Source organism: Streptomyces sp. NPDC034111 (genome assembly GCF_055575375.1).
Genome location: NZ_JBVIST010000016.1, coordinates 78,621 through 95,391, shown reverse-complemented (window position 1 = coordinate 95,391; position 16,771 = coordinate 78,621). Strand labels below are relative to the sequence as shown.

Annotated in this window: 16 protein-coding genes; 6 read left to right on the top strand and 10 right to left on the bottom strand. The window is 72.4% G+C overall.

Going from position 1 to position 16,771, the window contains the following annotated elements; all coding sequences use genetic code 11:
- Positions 1-100: 100 nt before the first annotated feature.
- Positions 101-559: a hypothetical protein gene (locus ACZ55A_RS28255; protein ID WP_468845669.1), complete on the bottom strand. Its 459-nt coding sequence runs from the start codon at positions 557-559 to the stop codon at positions 101-103.
- Between the two features lie 79 nt (positions 560-638).
- On the opposite strand from ACZ55A_RS28255, the gene ACZ55A_RS28250 reads away from it, so the two are divergent.
- Together ACZ55A_RS28250 and ACZ55A_RS28245 are read left to right on the top strand one after the other, a co-directional pair.
- Positions 639-2,465: an alkyl/aryl-sulfatase gene (locus ACZ55A_RS28250; RefSeq protein WP_468845667.1), complete on the top strand. Its 1,827-nt coding sequence runs from the start codon at positions 639-641 to the stop codon at positions 2,463-2,465.
- 93 nt (positions 2,466-2,558) lie between these two features.
- Complete coding sequence (locus ACZ55A_RS28245; protein ID WP_468845665.1) at positions 2,559-4,589, top strand: ATP-binding protein; 2,031 nt, start codon at positions 2,559-2,561, stop codon at positions 4,587-4,589.
- A 33-nt stretch (positions 4,590-4,622) separates the two neighbouring features.
- On the opposite strand, the gene ACZ55A_RS28240 is transcribed toward ACZ55A_RS28245, so the two are convergent.
- From ACZ55A_RS28240 to ACZ55A_RS28220, 5 genes are read right to left on the bottom strand one after another with little or no spacing between them, the layout of a single operon-like run.
- Entirely contained in the window at positions 4,623-5,660 is a 1,038-nt protein-coding gene (locus ACZ55A_RS28240) for a serine hydrolase domain-containing protein (RefSeq protein WP_468845663.1), read from the bottom strand.
- Positions 5,660-6,580, bottom strand: a complete 921-nt coding sequence (locus ACZ55A_RS28235) for a DUF6895 family protein (protein ID WP_468845660.1) — start codon at positions 6,578-6,580, stop codon at positions 5,660-5,662. Before ACZ55A_RS28235 ends, ACZ55A_RS28240 begins: the two co-directional genes overlap by 1 nt.
- A complete protein-coding gene (locus tag ACZ55A_RS28230; protein ID WP_468845658.1) occupies positions 6,577-7,560 on the bottom strand; it encodes a DUF6895 family protein in 984 nt (327 codons plus the stop codon). The genes ACZ55A_RS28235 and ACZ55A_RS28230 overlap by 4 nt, the downstream gene beginning before the upstream one ends.
- Complete coding sequence (locus ACZ55A_RS28225; RefSeq protein ID WP_468845910.1) at positions 7,557-8,219, bottom strand: hypothetical protein; 663 nt, start codon at positions 8,217-8,219, stop codon at positions 7,557-7,559. Before ACZ55A_RS28225 ends, ACZ55A_RS28230 begins: the two co-directional genes overlap by 4 nt.
- 55 nt (positions 8,220-8,274) lie before the next feature.
- Positions 8,275-8,460: a hypothetical protein gene (locus tag ACZ55A_RS28220; RefSeq protein ID WP_030411128.1), complete on the bottom strand. Its 186-nt coding sequence runs from the start codon at positions 8,458-8,460 to the stop codon at positions 8,275-8,277.
- Positions 8,461-9,019: 559 nt separating this feature from the next.
- Between ACZ55A_RS28220 and ACZ55A_RS28215 the strand changes: the two genes are divergently transcribed.
- Positions 9,020-9,763 (top strand): dienelactone hydrolase family protein, encoded by a 744-nt coding sequence (locus ACZ55A_RS28215; RefSeq protein WP_468845655.1) that lies wholly within the window; start codon positions 9,020-9,022, stop codon positions 9,761-9,763.
- A gap of 76 nt (positions 9,764-9,839) precedes the next feature.
- Here the strand turns inward: ACZ55A_RS28215 and ACZ55A_RS28210 are convergent, their stop codons facing one another.
- A complete protein-coding gene (locus ACZ55A_RS28210; RefSeq protein WP_468845653.1) occupies positions 9,840-10,259 on the bottom strand; it encodes a TOBE domain-containing protein in 420 nt (139 codons plus the stop codon).
- A gap of 165 nt (positions 10,260-10,424) precedes the next feature.
- Here ACZ55A_RS28210 and ACZ55A_RS28205 point away from each other — a divergent pair, with 165 nt between their 5' ends.
- The 3 genes from ACZ55A_RS28205 (at position 10,425) to ACZ55A_RS28195 (ending at position 13,874) form a co-directional block, all read left to right on the top strand.
- Positions 10,425-10,820: a TOBE domain-containing protein gene (locus ACZ55A_RS28205; RefSeq protein WP_468845651.1), complete on the top strand. Its 396-nt coding sequence runs from the start codon at positions 10,425-10,427 to the stop codon at positions 10,818-10,820.
- Between the two features lie 169 nt (positions 10,821-10,989).
- Complete coding sequence (modA, locus tag ACZ55A_RS28200; protein ID WP_468845648.1) at positions 10,990-11,790, top strand: molybdate ABC transporter substrate-binding protein; 801 nt, start codon at positions 10,990-10,992, stop codon at positions 11,788-11,790.
- A 104-nt stretch (positions 11,791-11,894) separates the two neighbouring features.
- Complete coding sequence (locus ACZ55A_RS28195) at positions 11,895-13,874, top strand: ABC transporter permease (RefSeq protein ID WP_468845646.1); 1,980 nt, start codon at positions 11,895-11,897, stop codon at positions 13,872-13,874.
- A gap of 66 nt (positions 13,875-13,940) precedes the next feature.
- On the opposite strand, the gene ACZ55A_RS28190 is transcribed toward ACZ55A_RS28195, so the two are convergent.
- From ACZ55A_RS28190 to ACZ55A_RS28180, 3 genes are all read right to left on the bottom strand, one after another.
- Positions 13,941-14,390: a nitroreductase family deazaflavin-dependent oxidoreductase gene (locus ACZ55A_RS28190; RefSeq protein ID WP_468845643.1), complete on the bottom strand. Its 450-nt coding sequence runs from the start codon at positions 14,388-14,390 to the stop codon at positions 13,941-13,943.
- A gap of 230 nt (positions 14,391-14,620) precedes the next feature.
- Positions 14,621-16,090, bottom strand: coding sequence for a SulP family inorganic anion transporter (locus tag ACZ55A_RS28185; protein ID WP_468845640.1), 1,470 nt, complete (start codon positions 16,088-16,090; stop codon positions 14,621-14,623).
- Positions 16,091-16,107: 17 nt separating this feature from the next.
- A complete protein-coding gene (locus tag ACZ55A_RS28180; RefSeq protein WP_468845638.1) occupies positions 16,108-16,710 on the bottom strand; it encodes a carbonic anhydrase in 603 nt (200 codons plus the stop codon).
- Positions 16,711-16,771 lie beyond the last annotated feature (61 nt).

Below are 16,771 nucleotides of genomic sequence, written 5' to 3'. Positions count from 1 at the left end.
GTCTGAGCAGGACAAGCCGCCGGCCCGGCGCGCCTCCCTCGGGGGCGGGCGGGCCGGCGGCCCTGTGTCCGGGGCGGGCCGGTGCCCGTGCCCCGCGGGGCTACCGGCGCCGGTCGCGGCCGTCGGCCGACAGCTGTCCTGACAGGCCGGCCAGCACCAGCCCGGCCGCGAGGAGCAGACCGTGCGCCAGCGCGATTCCGGAGGCCAGCGCGGCGATCGCGGCGGCCTGGAGCAGCCGTACGGCGCCGCGGGGGCACGGGTGCAGTCGCCCGGAGAACGGGGTGCGAGGGAGGGGCGGGGTCGGGTACCGGAAGGTCTCGGCGAGCTCGCCGAAGGGGCGGTCGTCGTACGGGGACAGGGTGTCCCTCCTCTCCCGGACGGTCCCGGACGGTGGTGCGGAGGGCCGCGCGACCTGGTCAAGGCCAGGAGCGGCAATGTCACCTGCGTTGTTGTGCCCTGCCGGGCCCTTCCCGTAACGCCGTTGACCCCAGAGGTGCCGCGGCGCGCCCCGCGAGAATCGGCCATCGGCCGGGCGGGCCGGTGCCCCGTACCCACGCATGCGACAGCCGTGCAAATTGGGTTAAATCGGTTGCATGGGGTATTGGTCCTCGCCGGCCGCCCCGGAGAGGTAGCGTCCCGTGACCGCTGTGCCCGTGGATGATCACGAAGACTTCGCCGACGCCGACCGTGGCTTCATCGCCGCGCTCGATCCACCCGAGGTCACCATGGACGACGGCCGGGTGGTCTGGGACGCCGAGGCGTACGCCTTCCTCGCCCAGAACTGCCCCGACACCGCGGACGAGAGCCTGTGGCGCCAGGGTCGCCTGGTGAGCCGGCAGGGCCTGTACGAGGTCACCGACGGCATCTACCAGGCCCGTGGTCTGGACCTGTCCAATATGACGCTGGTCGAGGGCGATCACGGGGTGATCGTCATCGACCCGCTCGCCTCGGCCGAGACCGCCGCCGCGGCCCTGGAGCTCTACCGCAAGTACCGCGGCGATCGCCCGGTCACCGGCCTGGTCTATACCCATTCGCACGCAGATCACTTCGGCGGCGCCCGCGGGGTACTGCCGCACGGCCACCACCCCGTGCCCGTGCTCGCACCGCGCGGATTCCTGGCGCACGCGGTCAGCGAGAACGTCTACGCCGGCACCGCGAGGCACCGGCGCGCGGTCTACATGTACGGCACCGAGCTCCCCAAGGTCCCGGACGGCCAGATCGGCTGCGGCCTGGGCGCCGCCCGCTCCACCGGCACCATGACCCTGATCCCGCCGACCGTGGACATCACCAGCACCGGCCAGGAGGAGATCCTCGACGGCGTACGCATCGTCTTCCAGCTCACCCCGGGCACCGAGGCACCTGCCGAGATGAACTTCTGCTTCCCCGCACACCAGGCGCTCTGCCTGGCCGAGAACGCCACCCACACCATGCACAACGTCCTCGCGCTGCGCGGCTCCGCCGTCCGCGACACCCGGGCCTGGTCCCACTACCTGGGCGAGGCGCTCGCCCTCTTCGGCGACGAGGTGGAGGTCGCCTTCGCCTCCCACCACTGGCCGACCTGGGGCAAGGAGCGCATCAAGGCGCTGCTGGCCAACCAGCGCGATCTCTACGCCTATCTGCACGACCAGACCCTGCGGCTGCTCAACGAGGGCCTCACCGGCCCCGAGATCGCCGAGGAGCTGCGGCTCCCACCGGGCCTGGCGGAGGTATGGGCCAACCACGGCTACTACGGCTCGCTCAGCCACAACGTCAAGGCGATCTACCAGCGTTACCTGGGCTGGTTCGACGGAAACCCCGCCCACCTGTGGGAGCACCCACCGGTCGAGCAGGCCAAACGCTATGTGCACACCCTGGGAGGCACCGAGGCGACCGTGGACGCGGCCAAGCAGTACGCCGCCGACGGCGATCTGCGGTTCGCCGCCACCCTCCTCAACCACGCCGTCTTCGCCGATCCGAAGAATCTGCGCGCCCGCCGCGAACTCGCCCTCGTCTACGAACACCTGGGCCACGGCTGCGAGAACGGCACCTGGCGCAACTTCTACCTCACCGGCGCCATGGAACTGCGCGGCACCCTCGCCGAGGCACGGCCGGCCACCACCAGCCCCGAGATGGCCCAGGCCCTGACCGTCGACCAGCTCATCGACTCGCTCGCGATCCGCGTCGACGGCCCCCGCGCCTGGTCCACCCGGCTCACCCTCGACCTCTACCTCCCCGACGAGGACCGGACCTGGCAGCTCACCCTGTCCAACGGGGCCCTCACCTACCTCAGTTCACCCGGTTCCCCCACCCCGTCCGAGGACCGCACCCCGGACCTGACCCTCACCCTCACCAAGCCCCAGCTCCTCGAGCTTCTCGCGGGCCACGGGCCGTCCGAGGCCGCCCCGCACGCCGAGGCCGGAGCGCTCCACCAGCTTCTCGGCCTCCTCAGCACCCCCGACCCCACATTCCCCATCGTCACTCCCTGAGGCGGCCCGCGCGCCCGCGGCGTCAACTTCGCGCCTCGCACCGCATCCGCCACCATGCGCCACCCGGTGCCGGTGCTGGGGCAAACTGGGCTGGTGGTAAGCAGCATTCCCCCCGAGTCGACGAGTTTCGTCGGCCGCCGAAGTGAACTACGGCAGATCGGCCAGGAGTTGACCGCCCACCGGCTGATCACCCTGACCGGCCCCGGTGGCGTGGGCAAGACCCGCATCGCCATACAGGCCGCGCGCGCCGCGGAGCCGCACTACCCCGACGGGGTCTGCTGGGCCGACCTGTGGCCGCTGCACGGCGAGGGGCTGCTGATGGCCACCGTCTGCGACGCGGTCGGACTGGCCGACCACACGGCGCGCAGCCCGGCCGCCACCCTGTGCTCCTGGCTCGCCGACAAACGGCTGCTGCTGGTGCTGGACTCCTGTGAACACCTCGTCGACGCCTGCCGAGACCTGCTCGGCGATCTGCTGACCGCCGCCCCCCACCTCACCGTGCTGGTCACCAGCCGGCAGCCGCTCGACCTCGTCGGCGAGTGGGTCACCGAGATCGGCCCGTTGCCGTGCACCGGCGACAACGACGCACTGGCCCTGTTCACCGACCGGGCCGGCGCCGCCGCCCCCGGCCTGCAACTCACCGACCCCCGGCACGCGGCCGCCGCCGAGACCATCTGCCGGCGCCTCGAAGGCATCCCGCTGGCCCTGGAACTGGCCGGCGCCCAACTGGCGAACAGCCCGGTCGAACGGGTCGCCGAGCGGCTGGCCACCCGCTTCGACATCCTCGACGGTGACGGACTGCCGCGGCCCCCGCGCCACCGGACGCTGCGCTGCGCCATCGGCTGGAGCCATGAGCTGTGCACCCCCCTGGAGCGGCTGCTGTGGGCCCGGCTCTCCGTCTTCCGCGGCACCTTCGACGAGGAGTCCGCAGCCGCGGTCTGCGCCGGCGGCCCGCTCACCGAGGAGGGCGTACGCACCGCGCTGGCCGGGCTGGCCGCCAAATCGGTCCTCACCCGCGAGGGCCGGCGCTACCGCATGCTCGACACCCTGCGCGAGTACGGCCGGCTGTGGCTCGGCGAACTGGGCGAGGTCACCGCCCTCGCGGACCGGCACGCCGCCCACTTCGTCACCTTCGGCCGCCGCGCCGAACAGGGCTGGCTGGGCCCCGACCAGGTCGGCTGGTACGGCAAGGTCGCCGATGCCCATGTCGATCTGTGCACCGCCCTGGACCGTCTCCTGCTCACCGACCCGCAGCGGGCCCAGGAACTCAGCGCCGCGATCGGCTTCTTCTGGAGCTGCTGCGGCCATCTGCACGAGGCCCGCGACTACCTGGCCCGGGCCCTCGCCGCCCACCACGGCCCGAGCCGGGCCCGCACCCGGGCGCTGTGGGCGCTGGGCATCGCCGTACTCCTCCAGGGTGATCTGTCGCTGGCGGAGACCCTGGGCCTGGAGTGCTCGCGCGCGGCGCAGGCGGGGGGCGACGCGGAGGCGGTGCTTCAGGCCGGCTACCTCATCGGCCTCACCCACCTGATCGCCGGCCGTCCGATGTCCGCGCACACCGTCGTGGACCAGGTCCTCGGCCCGCCGCCGGACGCCCCGTTCGACTCCCCCGGGCGGCTGCGCTGCCACCTCGTACGGCTCTTCGCGCTCACCGGTCTCGGCAAGCTCGCGGAGGCCCGTGCCGAGGCGACCGAACTGCGCCGTGGCTGTGTACAGCTCGGCGAACACTGGGCCCGCTCCTACACCGACTACCAGCTCTCCCTGATCTCGCTGTTCCAGGGCCGGCCCGAGGAGTCCGCGGGCCACGCCCGCGCCATGCTCGCCGCCAAACACGGCATCGGCGACAAGTTCGGGATCGCGCTCGGCCTCGACGTGCTCGCGGCCGCGGTGGCCGCCCAGGGCGACGGCGCCGCCGCCGCCCGGGTCTACGGCACCGGCCAGGCCATCTGGCGCACCGTGGGGCACCCGCAGCGCGGCACCCCCGAACTGCGCGCGGTCCGCGAGGAGTGCGAACGGCGGGCCCGCGAGGCGATCGGCGACGAGGCCTACGTGCTGGCCTTCCGCCAGGCCAGCGAGGAGGTCCCCGGGGGCTCGCTCGCCCGGATCCTGACCGGCGACCTCTGACCGGCCGCAGCCGCCGGCCGGGGCCGCCCCGGCTCAGACCGAGGGTTCGCCCGCCAGCGTGTACAGCAGCTCGTACGCGGTGGTGATCATCCGGCAGGTGCGGCCCCGCCGGGTGGCCAGCGCGACCAGGCCGGTGTGCGTGGCCGGGTGGTAGCCGAGGAACGCCTGCTGGCCGAAGGTCGCCCCGACGTGGAAGAGCAGCGGCCCGCGCGGGGCGGGGTGGTGATACCACGTCAGGGTGTGGGTGTTGCGGTGCCGCCAGCCGCGGCGCAGCAGCGGCACCTGCACATCGCGCAGCGGACCGGACAGCGGAGTGTTCTCGGGGGAGAGGTGCGCTTCCAGGTAGGAGAGCAGATCGCCGGGGGTGGCGCGGACCGACCCGGCGGCGACGAAGGCGCCCATGTCGGCGCTGGCCACCGGCGTCACCCCGTTCGTGCGGTGACCGATGGCATCGGTGCCGGTCGTCCCGGGGCCAAGACTGGTGTCGGCCAGCCCGAGCGGGCGCAGTACGCGGTCGGTCAGCAGGGCCGGATAGTCGGCGCCGGCGGCCCGGGACATGACAGGACCGAGCAGCGCCAGACCGAAGTTGGAGTACCGCCAGCGGCTTCCGGGCCGGTTCCGGGGCCGGGTGCGGGCGAAGGTACGCAGCAGCCGCTCGGTGTCGTAGCCGGCGTACCCGTTCGCGTACGGATGCAGCAGCGCACCTGCGATCAGATCGGTGGGGATCCGCGGCAGCCCCGAGGTGTGGGTGGCCAGATGCCACAGGGTGATCTCCCGCGAGTACGGATGCGGCAGCGGCAGGTCCGGCAGATGGGCGGCGAGCGGATCGTCCAGGGCCACCACCCCGGCCCTGGCCAGGTTGGCCAGCAGCAGCACGGTGAACGTCTTGGACAGCGAGCCCAGTTCGTAGCGCAGGGCATGGCGCGGGGTGGGTGGCGCGAGCGCCGAGCCGCCGGAGATCACGGTGCGCCGGTCGCGCCGGGTGACGGCGAGCACGATGTCCGGCGCGTCGATCCGGGTGACCGCGTCCGCGAGGCGGTCGGCGAGCGCGGGGCCGCTTTCCGGGCTCATCAGACGGCGGACATCGCCCGGGAGGTGGCCATCGCGGAGGCGAACGCGGCGACCAGGGTCGGGTGGTGCACCAGGTCGAAGACGCGCGCCGCATCGCCCTGCGGCATCCGGCGCTGGATGGGCATCGCACCGGTGGCCGACTGCGCGGCCGCGTAGCGCTCCCACAGCGCCGCGTCCAGCGTGGGCCGCGGCAGACAGGCGTCGACGACGAGGAGTTCGCCCAGCAGATCCCAGTGTTCGAGGTCCGCCCAGTCGTCCATCCAGGCCGGCAGGTACCGGGTGAGGTAGTCGGCGATGTCCGGCGGGATCCGCTCGGGCGCCTCGCCCCAGTTGGTGAGGTGGAAGACGGTGTGGGTGATGTCGTAGGCGATGTGCAGCTGCACCGTCCAGGGTTCGGGCCGCTGTCCCAGCCAGGTGCGGGCCACCGCCTGGTCGAAGTCGCTGCTGGGCGGGAGCCCCAGCTTGCGTTCCGCGTTGAGCACCCCGAGCCGCCGGTTGGGCATCATCTCCAGCGCCGTCCATGTGGCCGTGTGGCGGCAGACCTCCACCGCCGCCTCCAGCCCCGGATGGCGGTGCCCCAGCTCGTGGAAGGTCGCATAGACCTCCAGCGGTACGGGGGAGAGCGGTTCGTCGTGCTGGAGCCGGGCCAGCACATTGCCGCCGTCCAGCAGCTCCCGCCAGGCGAAGTCCAGCAGCTGCCCGGCGCGGGCCTTCTGCCGCGACCCGGCCACCCCCTCGCGGAACAGCACCTGCATATTGAGCGCCAGCTCCCCGATGGGCTTGAGCCGTTCGACGACCGCGCCGTTGTTGGCGAAGTCGTCGGGCATCAGCCGGAAGTGCTCACGGTGGTCGTCGAGCCAGGACAGGGCCCGGTCGCCGACACCGTGCAGCAGGGCGGGGGATGCGGCCGTCACGATCACGGGGCACTCTCGCTTTCACAAGGGGTCCGCCCGCCCACCAGCGCCGGGTCCCCGCCCGACGGGCCGGCCTCGGCCTCGTCGGCGGCGATCCGGGCGAGGGTGGCGGCGAACGCGGTCACCAGGGTGGAGTGGTAGCAGGCGGTGAAGGCCTCGCCCGGGTCGCCCGAGGACGGCGCCGCGCCCATCTCGGGCACACTGCCGTCGGCCGCCTGCGCACCGGCCAGCCGCTGCCAGGCCACCGGATCGTACGGGGCCTTCGGCAGACAGGCCGTCACGGCCAGCAGCTCGCCCACCAGGTCCCACAGCTGCTCCTCCAGCCAGTTCTCCAGCCAGGAGGGGAGCCACAGCCGCAGATAGCCGGCGAGTTCGGGGGACAGCCGCTGCCGGTTGCGCCCCCAGTCGGTGAGGTGGAAGACGTCATGGGTCACGCCGTAGGCCGCCTTGCGGTCCAGCGCCCAGGGTTCGGGCAGCCGGCCGAGGCCGGTCAGCGCCAGCACGGCGGAGAAGTCGGCGTGCTGCCGCAGCCCGATGCGCCGCTCGGCGTTGAGCACACCGAGGGTACGGGTGTGGTCCTCACGCGCCACCCGCCAGCCGCGCAGCCGGGTGGTCGTCTGCACCAGCTCGTCGACCTCGGCGTGCCGCAGCCCGGCCTGGGCGAAGACCCCGTACAGCTCCACCGGATAGGTGGCGAACGGCTCGCCGCGGATCAGCTCGGCGAACAGCTCACCGTCCCGGGTCTCGTTCCACGCGAACGCGAACAGCCCGCGGGCCGTCTGCCGGATGTCGTCCCGCGGATGCAGTACCCCGATCAGCTGGGTCAGTTCGGCCAGTTCACCGAGGGGCTTGAGGGTCAGATTGGGGTCGGCGTCCGTCGTCACGTTCGAGGGCAGACGGAAGTGCCCGCGCGCCCCGTCCAGCCACCCCAGGCTGCTGCGGACCATCCGGTCCAGCAGCCCCGGGTCGCTGTGGGCGGCGGTCACCAACCCCGTCCGTAGAAGCGCTGGGCGGCCACGACATGCAGCGTCACCCGCGGGTCACCCCCGCCCATCTGCCGGACGAATGCCAGCCCGCTGTCGAGCCCGAGCGTCTGCGGTACGTCGGGCAGCCGGGCCAGCCAGCGGCCCAGGCCGGCCGCCTGCTGCCAGTCCCGGCGGCGTACCGCCCGGACGAAACCGCGGGCCAGATCGTCGGTACGGGCGGCCAGCAGCTCGGCGAGACCGGGCGCAAGCTTGGGCAGCGCGAGCGCGGCCAGCTGTGACACCCGGTGCGACAGCTTGGGCCAGGGGTCGCGTCCGATCCATCCGGTCCCGGCCTCGGGCGCCGGCGGCCACTGCTGCGGCCCGCCGGCCAGAAATGCGTGCGAGGCCTCGACCAGGCCCCGGTAGCTCCACACCGAGATCTCCGAGGCATCGGCTCCCGGTGGATAGGCCGCGAGTGCCTGCCGGACCACCGCTTCGTCGTCCGCGCCGATGGGCGCGGCACGGTGCTCCATGGCGTACGGCGCGAGCGCGTCGGCGCCGAGGACCCGGACCGCGGCCGGGGTCAGCGCATCCTCGTGCCGCAGAATGCCGGACAGCGCATAAGGGTCGCCCTCACCCCTGAGGGCGAGGGCGACCCCGGTTGCGGCATCGGCAATCACAGCGCTCAACGGGACTGCTCCCTGCGTCTGTTCAGCCAACGCTTTCCCCTCAGCCTTAGCGAACGTCAGTCTTGGGCCGGGGGGTGGGCGGCGAGATCAGGAGCAGCGCGGCCAGCAGCAGCGCACCTCCACACTCGCGGGTATCGCGGAAGACGCCGTCGGCCTCGGCGGGTTCAAGCAGTCCCTCGACCTCGGCGGCCAGGGTGGCCGTCTCGACCGGCGCTGTGCGATCCGTAACCATGCGATCAACTCCTTTGACGAATGGGATACCAGATTCACATCGGGACAAATCGGGCGCAAGGTGAAAAATCGCGCCGTTGGTTAATTCGTGTGACCGCACGTCAGACTTCGGGGGCTCGGCGTTGCCCTCAACTTCTGTGTCATGGTGGCGGGTTGGCTTCGATCTTTGCCCAAGCTGATGAATGTGCGCGGATGTGGGGCCTGAGGGTGATGCGGTAAGGCCGATGGGGGAGTGGACTGCTCTGTTCGGATGCCCCAGGCTGCCCCGGCGGGTGCGGCGTGCGGCGGCGCGGATGCCGGCGGGGGAGGCCGGGCCGAACCCCTCGTACGGGATTGAATTTCTTGACGTCAAGCAAGTGGGCCATCGCGGAAGGGCGCCTGGGGCCGCCGCGCCCCTGCCGCCACCGCTTGGATCGGCCGGCCTCCCACCGGCAGCGCCTGCCGTATGACGCGCTTCCCACGCAGGAAGATCTGGGCAACACCACAACTTGACGACGCGCCACTCCGTCGTCCCGTCCCCGTACCTCCGTCGACCGAGGCAAGGACAAGGACAAGGACCCATGTACGACGCACTCCTGGCAGAGACCGTCACCCTCACCGGCCACGGCGGCGACCTGATCGAGGGCTACGCGGCCCGACCACTCGTCCCCGGGCCCCTCGGAGGCGTGGTCGTCATCCACCACATGCCCGGCTATGACGGCGCCACCAAGGAGATCACCCGACGGTTCGCCGCCGAGGGCTTTGCGGCCGTCTGCCCCAACCTCTACAGCCGTGAGGCACCCGGCGCCGCCCCGGAGGAGGCGGCCGCCGTGGCCCGCGAGCGGGGCGGTGTCCCCGACGCCCGCATGCTCGGGGACGTCGCCGGCGCCGCACGGTATCTGCGCGGGCTCAGCTCCTCCAACCACCGCGTGGGCACCATCGGCTACTGCTCCGGTGGCCGCCAGTCCTTCCTCGCGGCTTGCAGCCTCGATCTACAGGCCGCCGTGGACTGTTACGGAGCCTATGTCGCCGGCCGCCCGCCCAAGGACTCCCCGCTCGCCGTCGAACCGATCCTCCACCTCACCAAGGACCTGGGCTGCCCGCTGCTCGGCCTCTTCGGCGCCGAGGACGAGCACCCGTCGCCGGCCGAGACCGCGCAGCTGGAGGCCGAGCTGCGCAAGTACGGCAAGGTCCACGCCTTCCACACCTACGAGGGCGCCGGGCACGCCTTCTTCGCCGCGAACCGGCCCACCTACCACCCACAGGTCGCGGGGGCGGCCTGGCAACGCGTACTGGAGTTCTTCGGCCGCCACCTGAGCAGCTGACGCCGGCCGGCTGCCCGGCCGCCTGCCCTCCACCAGCTGTCCCCACCCAGCCGGTCCAGGCCGCCCGCCCGCTCCTTCAGTCGGCGGCCAGCGAGATCTCGGTCGATTTGATCAGTGCGGTCACCTCGGAGCCGGCCGTCAGGCCCAGGTCCTCGGCCGCGTCCTTGGTGATTGCCGCGGTCAGTTCGCCGCCTGCGACCGTGAGCTTGACACCGGCCATGGCGCCGCCGGTGGTGACGGCGGTGACCGTGCCGGGGAGCTGGTTACGGATGCTGACGCCGTCGACGGGGCCGGTGGCGAGCGCGACCTCGGTGGATTTGATCAGCGTACGGACCGCCGACCCCTCCTTGAGGCCCAGTTCCTTGACCGCCTCCAGCGTGATCGCGGCGGTGAGCTCCTGCCCGCCCTCCAGATGGATGCGCACGGTCGCCATGACCTCGCCGGAGGTCACGGCGCGCACGGTGCCGGAAAGCTGATTGCGGATGCTCAGGCTCATGGCAGTACCTCAGGGGCGGGAACAGGGCTCTCCCCACCTTGCTGGCCGCCTTACGGGTGCGCATCACAGAGCGGTTTGTCGTTTCCTCTGAGGTGCCTGGCATCTGCTATAGGTCTTCGCCCAAAGGATTGCAGATGCGAGGCATGGGCACATATCTTGTCGCACATGCAGTCCTACACGATCGGCCAGGCGGCGCGGCTGCTGGGCGTCAGCCCGGACACCGCCCGCCGCTGGGCGGACGCCGGAAAGGTCGCGACCCACCGCGACGACAGCGGCCGCCGTCTCATCGACGGCCGCGATCTGGCCGCTTTCTCCGTCGAGGTGGCGCAGCACGGCACCGGTGAGGACGACGCCTCGTACACCTCCGCGCGCAACGCCTTCCCGGGCATCGTCACCGCCGTCAAACTCGGCGATGTCGCAGCCCAGGTCGAGATCCAGGCCGGTCCGCACCGCCTGGTCTCCCTGCTCACCCGGGAAGCGGTGGAGGAACTGGGCCTGGAGGTCGGCATGCAGGCCACCGCCCGTGTGAAGTCCACCAACGTGCATATCGACCGCACCTGAGACCCCGCGGTGGCGCCCACAGCGCCTTCGGATACCGCGGAGCACCACAGCCGGACCCCACCGTCCGCACGCCGGCTGCCTCCCCACAGCGGCGTCGCCCGTCCACGGCGCGGCTTTCCCCATCCGCTCGGACGACCCCCTCGTCCCGCGTCACAAGGAGTCCCGCCTCATGTCCCAGCTCTTCACCGGGCGCCGCGCCGCCGCGGCTCTCGTCACGGCCGCCCTCCTCGTCCCGCTCGCCGCCTGCGGCACGGACGACGGCAAGCAGGACGACGGCGGTACGAAGCCCGGCGGCAGCACGGCCAAGGCGGAGCTCACCGTGCTGGCCGCCTCCTCGCTGACCGACGTCTTCAAGAAGGCCGGTGCGCTCTACGAGAAGGAGCACCGGGGCACGAAGGTGAACTTCTCCTTCGCCGGTTCGCAGGAACTGGCTGCCCAGGTCAAGAACGGCGCCCCGGCGGACGCCCTGGTCACCGCCGACACCAAGACCATGGACGGGCTGAAGGCCGACGCCGGCACCCCGACCGTCATCGCGAAGAACCGCCTGGTGATCGCGACCGGCGAGGGCAACCCGAAGAAGATCACGGGCCTGAAGGACCTCGCCGACAGCAAGCTGAAGGTCGTGCTCGCCGCCTCCGAGGTGCCGGTGGGGCGCTACAGCAAGCAGGTCCTGGACGCGCAGAAGCTCACGGTCAAGCCGGTCTCCCAGGAGCCCAATGTCCGCGCCGTGCTCAGCAAGGTCGAGCTCGGTGAGGTCGACGCCGGGCTCGTCTACAGGACGGACGCCGCCACCGCGCCGAAGAAGGTCGATGCCGTGGACATCCCCGACGCCCAGAACGCCGTCGCCTCCTACCCGGCCGCGACCCTGAAGACGTCCAAGAACGCGGAGGCCGCGGCCGCCTTCGTGAAGTGGCTGAGCACGCCCGAGGCACAGCAGATCCTCCAGCAGGCGGGCTTCCAGAAGCCCTAGCGGAGACCGGCGCGCACGGGACTGTCCGGCTCGGGGGGAGCGGACAGCCCCGTGCCCGCCCCCGTACACGGCCGTCACCCCGCCTCCCGATCCCAGGAACACCGATGAAACGCCCCCGCACCCCCGCCGCGCCCCCGGCCGGCCGGCTCCGTGTGCCCGGCACCCGTACGCCGCTCGCGCTGGCCGTCCCCGCGCTGCTCGCCATCGCGTTCCTGCTGATCCCGCTCGTCGGCATCCTCGCGCGGACCAGCTGGGGCGCGATCGGCACCCATCTGACCAGCCCTGGCGTCACTGAAGCGCTCAGCCTCTCGCTGCTGGTGTCCTTCTGGGCGCTGGGCCTCTCGCTGCTGCTCGGCGTACCACTGGCCTGGCTGCTGGCCCGGGCCGACTTCCCCGGCAAGGCGCTGGTCCGTTCGCTGGTGCTGCTGCCGATGGTGCTGCCGCCGACCGTCGGCGGTGTCGCCCTGCTGCTCGGCTTCGGCCGCCGCGGACTGCTCGGGCCCTGGCTGGAGGGCACCTTCGGCATCGTGCTGCCGTTCCACACGTCGGGCGCGGTGGTCGCCGCCACCTTCGTCGCGATGCCCTTCCTCGTCATCACCCTGGAGGGCACGCTCGCCGGGCTGCGCCCCCGTTACGAGGAGACCGCGGCCTCCCTCGGCGCCTCTCCGGTACGGGTCTTCTGCACCGTCACCCTCCCCATGGTCGCCCCCGGCCTCGCCGCCGGCGCCGCACTGACCTGGGCCCGGGCGCTCGGCGAATTCGGGGCCACGATCACTTTCGCCGGCAATCTGCCCGGCTCCACCCAGACCCTGCCGCTCCAGGTGTATCTGCTGCTCCAGGGCTCGCCCGAGGCCGCCACCTCGGTCTCGCTGCTGCTGCTCGTCATCGCGATGGCCGTGCTGCTCTGTCTGCGCGGCCGCTGGTCCGCCGCCGCCACCGACCGCGCGGAGCGGACCGTACGGAGCGCCGCCGACGGTGAGCCGACGGCACCGCCCGCCCCGGAGCGCGTCGTCAAGCGGCCCGCCGCCGCACCCGCCCCGGACCGGGCGCGCTGGCCGCTGCACGCCGAGGTCAGCGGCTACAACCAGCTGACCCTGGACGCCGAAGCGGGCACCACCATCGCCGTCGTCGGCCCCAACGGAGCCGGGAAGACCACCCTGCTGCGCGCCCTGCTCGGACTCACCCCCCGCGCCCGCGCCGTGCTGCGCCTCGGCGACACCGACGTCACGGCGCTGCCCCCGCACCGCCGCTGTGTCGCCTGGGTCCCCCAGGACGGCGCGCTCTTCCCACATCTGAGCGCCGTGACCAACACCGCCTACGGGCTGCGCGCCCACGGCACCCCCCGAGCCGAGGCCCGCCGAGCCGCCCAGCAGTGGCTCGACCGGCTCGGCGTCGGCCACCTCGCCCACCGCAGGCCCGCCCAGCTCTCCGGCGGACAGGCCCAACGCGTCGCCCTCGCCCGGGCGTTGGCGGCCCGGCCCCGGCTGCTGCTGCTCGACGAGCCGCTGGCCGCGCTCGACCAGACCACCCGCGGGCAGGTCCGCCACACCCTGCGCAGCCATCTCGGGGACTTCGGCGGGGTCTGTCTGATCGTCACCCATGACCCCGTCGAGGCGGTTTCGCTCGCCGACCGGGTCCTCGTCCTCGACGAAGGGCGCGCCCTCCAGGACGCCCCGCCCGCCGAGGTCACCCGCCATCCGCGCTCACCCTGGGTCGCCCGGATGCTGGGGCGTAACGCCTGGCCGGGCACCGCCACCGACGGCGGTCTCGCGCTCGCCGACGGGGGGCGCCTGATCGTCGCCGACCGGCTCCCCGAGGGCGCCCAGGCCCTGGCAGTGATCGCCCCCGAGGCCGTGTCCGTACACCTCGACAAGCCCGCGGGCAGCCCCCGCAACGTCTGGCCGGGGACCGTACGGGAGATCACCTCGGCGGGCAGCCGGCTGCGGCTCCTCATCACCTCACCGCAGGCCCCCGACCTGGTGGCCGAGATCACCCCCTCGGCGGCCCTCGAACTGGGCCTCGCCGACGGGGTGCCCGTATGGACCAGCGTCAAGGCGACCGAGGTCACGCTCGTGACGCTGTAGGGGGCGTCCGGCGGAGCGGGCGCCCCGGTGTCGTCAACGGCTTTCGGTGTGCGTGGGCAGCGTGCGTCAGTGGTGGTCCGTGGCCGCCGGTTCCAGGACGAAGACCGGGATCTGACGGTCCGTCTTCTTCTGGTACTCGGCGTAATCGGGGTACGCCTCGACGGCGCGCGCCCACCACAGGGCCTTCTCCTCGCCGACGACCTCACGGGCCGTCATATCCCGGCGCACCGGGCCGTCCTGGAGCTCCACCCGGGGATCGGCCACCACGTTGTGGTACCAGACCGGGTGCCTGGGCGCGCCGCCCAGGGAGGCCACCACGGCGTATGCGCCGTAGTGCTCCACCCGCATCAGCGGGGTCTTGCGGATCTTGCCGCTCCTGGCGCCACGGGTGGTGAGGATGACGACGGGCAGCCCTTTCATCGTCGTGCCCTCGGTGCCGCCGGAGCTCTCGTACTGCTCGACCTGATCGCGCACCCACTGCGCCGGGCTCGGCTCGTACTCACCCTGAAGAGGCATGCTGTCCGTCCCCTCTGCGAAGGCCGGCGGGTTCGCCGGTTGGCCGGTTCCGGCCGGTGTCGTGGCGACCGCGCCGGGCGGGGCCGTCACCTGTGACAGTCCTGACCCTCGCTCAACAACGGCGGAGGCCGCAATCATCCCGGCCTCGGTGTCGCGTTCGGGGACGTGCCGGGCGGAGGGGAGCCCGCCCTGCCCGCTCACCGGTCGGTGTGCGGGCAGGGGCCCGGGCGTCAGGACACCAGCTCCACCGCCCGCCGGCTGCGGCGGTGCTGCTCGGCCCAGTTCGTCAGCGCCGCGCCACAGGCGTGGTCGAGATGGCGCAGCCCGCTCAGGTCGAGCTCCACATCGCGGTCCGCGGGCAGCGCGTCGAGCTGGTCGAGGATCTTGGGCAGCCGCAGGAAGGTGGCGTTGCCGACGGCGCGTACCAGCACCGGTTCGTCCGCGTCGTCGGGGGTGTGGACGTCGAGGTGGACATGGGAGGTCTCCCAGGCCGTCTTCGCCACGGCCATCAGCAGACCGATGAGCACGCCCTCGAACATGTTGACCGTGACGATCGCCAGGGCGGTGACGAACAGCACCACGGCCTCACCGCGGTGTTCGCGCCACAGCGGACCCAGCTCGCGCAGCGGGAGCAGCTTCCAGCCGGCGTGGACGAGGATGCCCGCCAGCGCGGCCAGCGGCACCACACCCAGCGCGGCCGGGAACGCCGCGGCGAACACCAGCAGCCAGACACCGTGCAGCACCCGCGAGGCCTTGGTCTTCGCGCCCGCCTGCACATTGGCGGCGCTGCGCACGATGACCGCGGTCATCGGCAGCGCACCGAGCACACCGCAGACCGCATTGCCCGCGCCCTGGGCCATCAGCTCCTTGTCGTAGTCCGTACGCGGTCCGTCGTGCAGCCGGTCGACCGCGGCGGCGCTGAAGAGGGACTCGGCGGAGGCGATCAGCGCGAACGCGAGGACCGTGCCGAGCACCCCGACGTCGGTGAGCCGGCCCAGGTCGGCGAGGCCGGGCGGCTGGATGGCGTCCAGCAGCCCGCTGACCCGGACGCGGGCGACCGGCAGGTCCAGTGCCCATACCGCGGTGGTGGCGAGCGCCACCGCGGCCAGCGGCGCGGGCAGGATCCGTGCGGCGCGCCGCCAGCGCGGCCACAGCACCAGGACGGCGATGGTGCCGGCGCCGAGGGCGAGCGCGGACAGCGCGGTCCCGGAGCGCACGGTGCCGGCGACCAGGTCCGGTACGCCGCCGAGGTTGGCCAGCCCGCTGCCCGGCGCCTTGGCGTCCGTGAGGGCGTAGAGCTGTCCGGCGATCAGTACGAGGCCGATGCCGGCCAGCATGCCCTGGACGACGGCGACCGAGATCGCCCGGAACCAGCGCCCCAACTTGAGTGCGCCCATGGCGAGTTGGAGGACACCGGCGGCAAGCACCAGCGCCCCCAGCGTGCCGATGCCGTACTCCTTGACCGCCTCGAAGACCAGCACCGTCAGGCCCGCGGCCGGGCCGCTGACCTGAAGGCTGCTGCCGGGGAGCAGACCGGTGAGCAGGCCGCCGACGACACCGGTGACCAGCCCCAGTTCGGCCGGTACGCCGGAGGCGACCGCGACGCCCACACACAGCGGGACGGCCACGAGGAAGACGACGAGCGAGGAGGTGAAGTCGGCCCGCAGGGTGGCCGTTGAGTGGGAGGTGAATCGCTTCATGAGGGGTGCCTGCGCCTTCACAGGGGGAGGAACAGGTCGGAGGACGGATGGTGTGAGGCGACCATGCCGGTGTGCACTTCGTAGAACCATCCGTGCAGATTCACCTCTCCGGCGGCCAGCCGCTCCTGGACACACGGGTAGCCGCGCAGCCGGGCGACCTGTTCGCGTACATGCTGCTGGACGGCCGCGGAGACCGTCGGCTCCTCGTCCTTGGGCAGTTGGTCGGAGAGCTGCTGCGCCAGCCAGTCACGTACGGCGGGCGCGCCGGTCAGGTCGTCACCGCGCGCCTTGGCGCCGACCGCGCCGCAGTGCGAGTGACCGCATACGACGATGTCGGCCACCCGCAGCACGCGCATCGCGTACTCGATGGTGGCGGCCTCCGCGCAGGCGGCCATGTCTTCCCGGTAGACGGGCACGGCGTTGCCGGCCGTCCGTAGTTCGAAGAGTTCGCCGGGCCGCGCACCGGTGATCAGGGACGGTACGACCCGGGAGTCGGAGCAGGTGATGAACAGGGCAAGGGGCGACTGGCCGGCCGCGAGCCGGCCGTAGGTTTCCTGTTCGTCACGCCGGTCGGCGATACGGGCCATCAGGCCCCGGGCATGCTGAATGAAGGTCTCCACGAGGAGGTCTCCTGCTGATGAGTGGTGCCACTGTGGGGGTGGTGGCGGAAGGGTCCGAAGT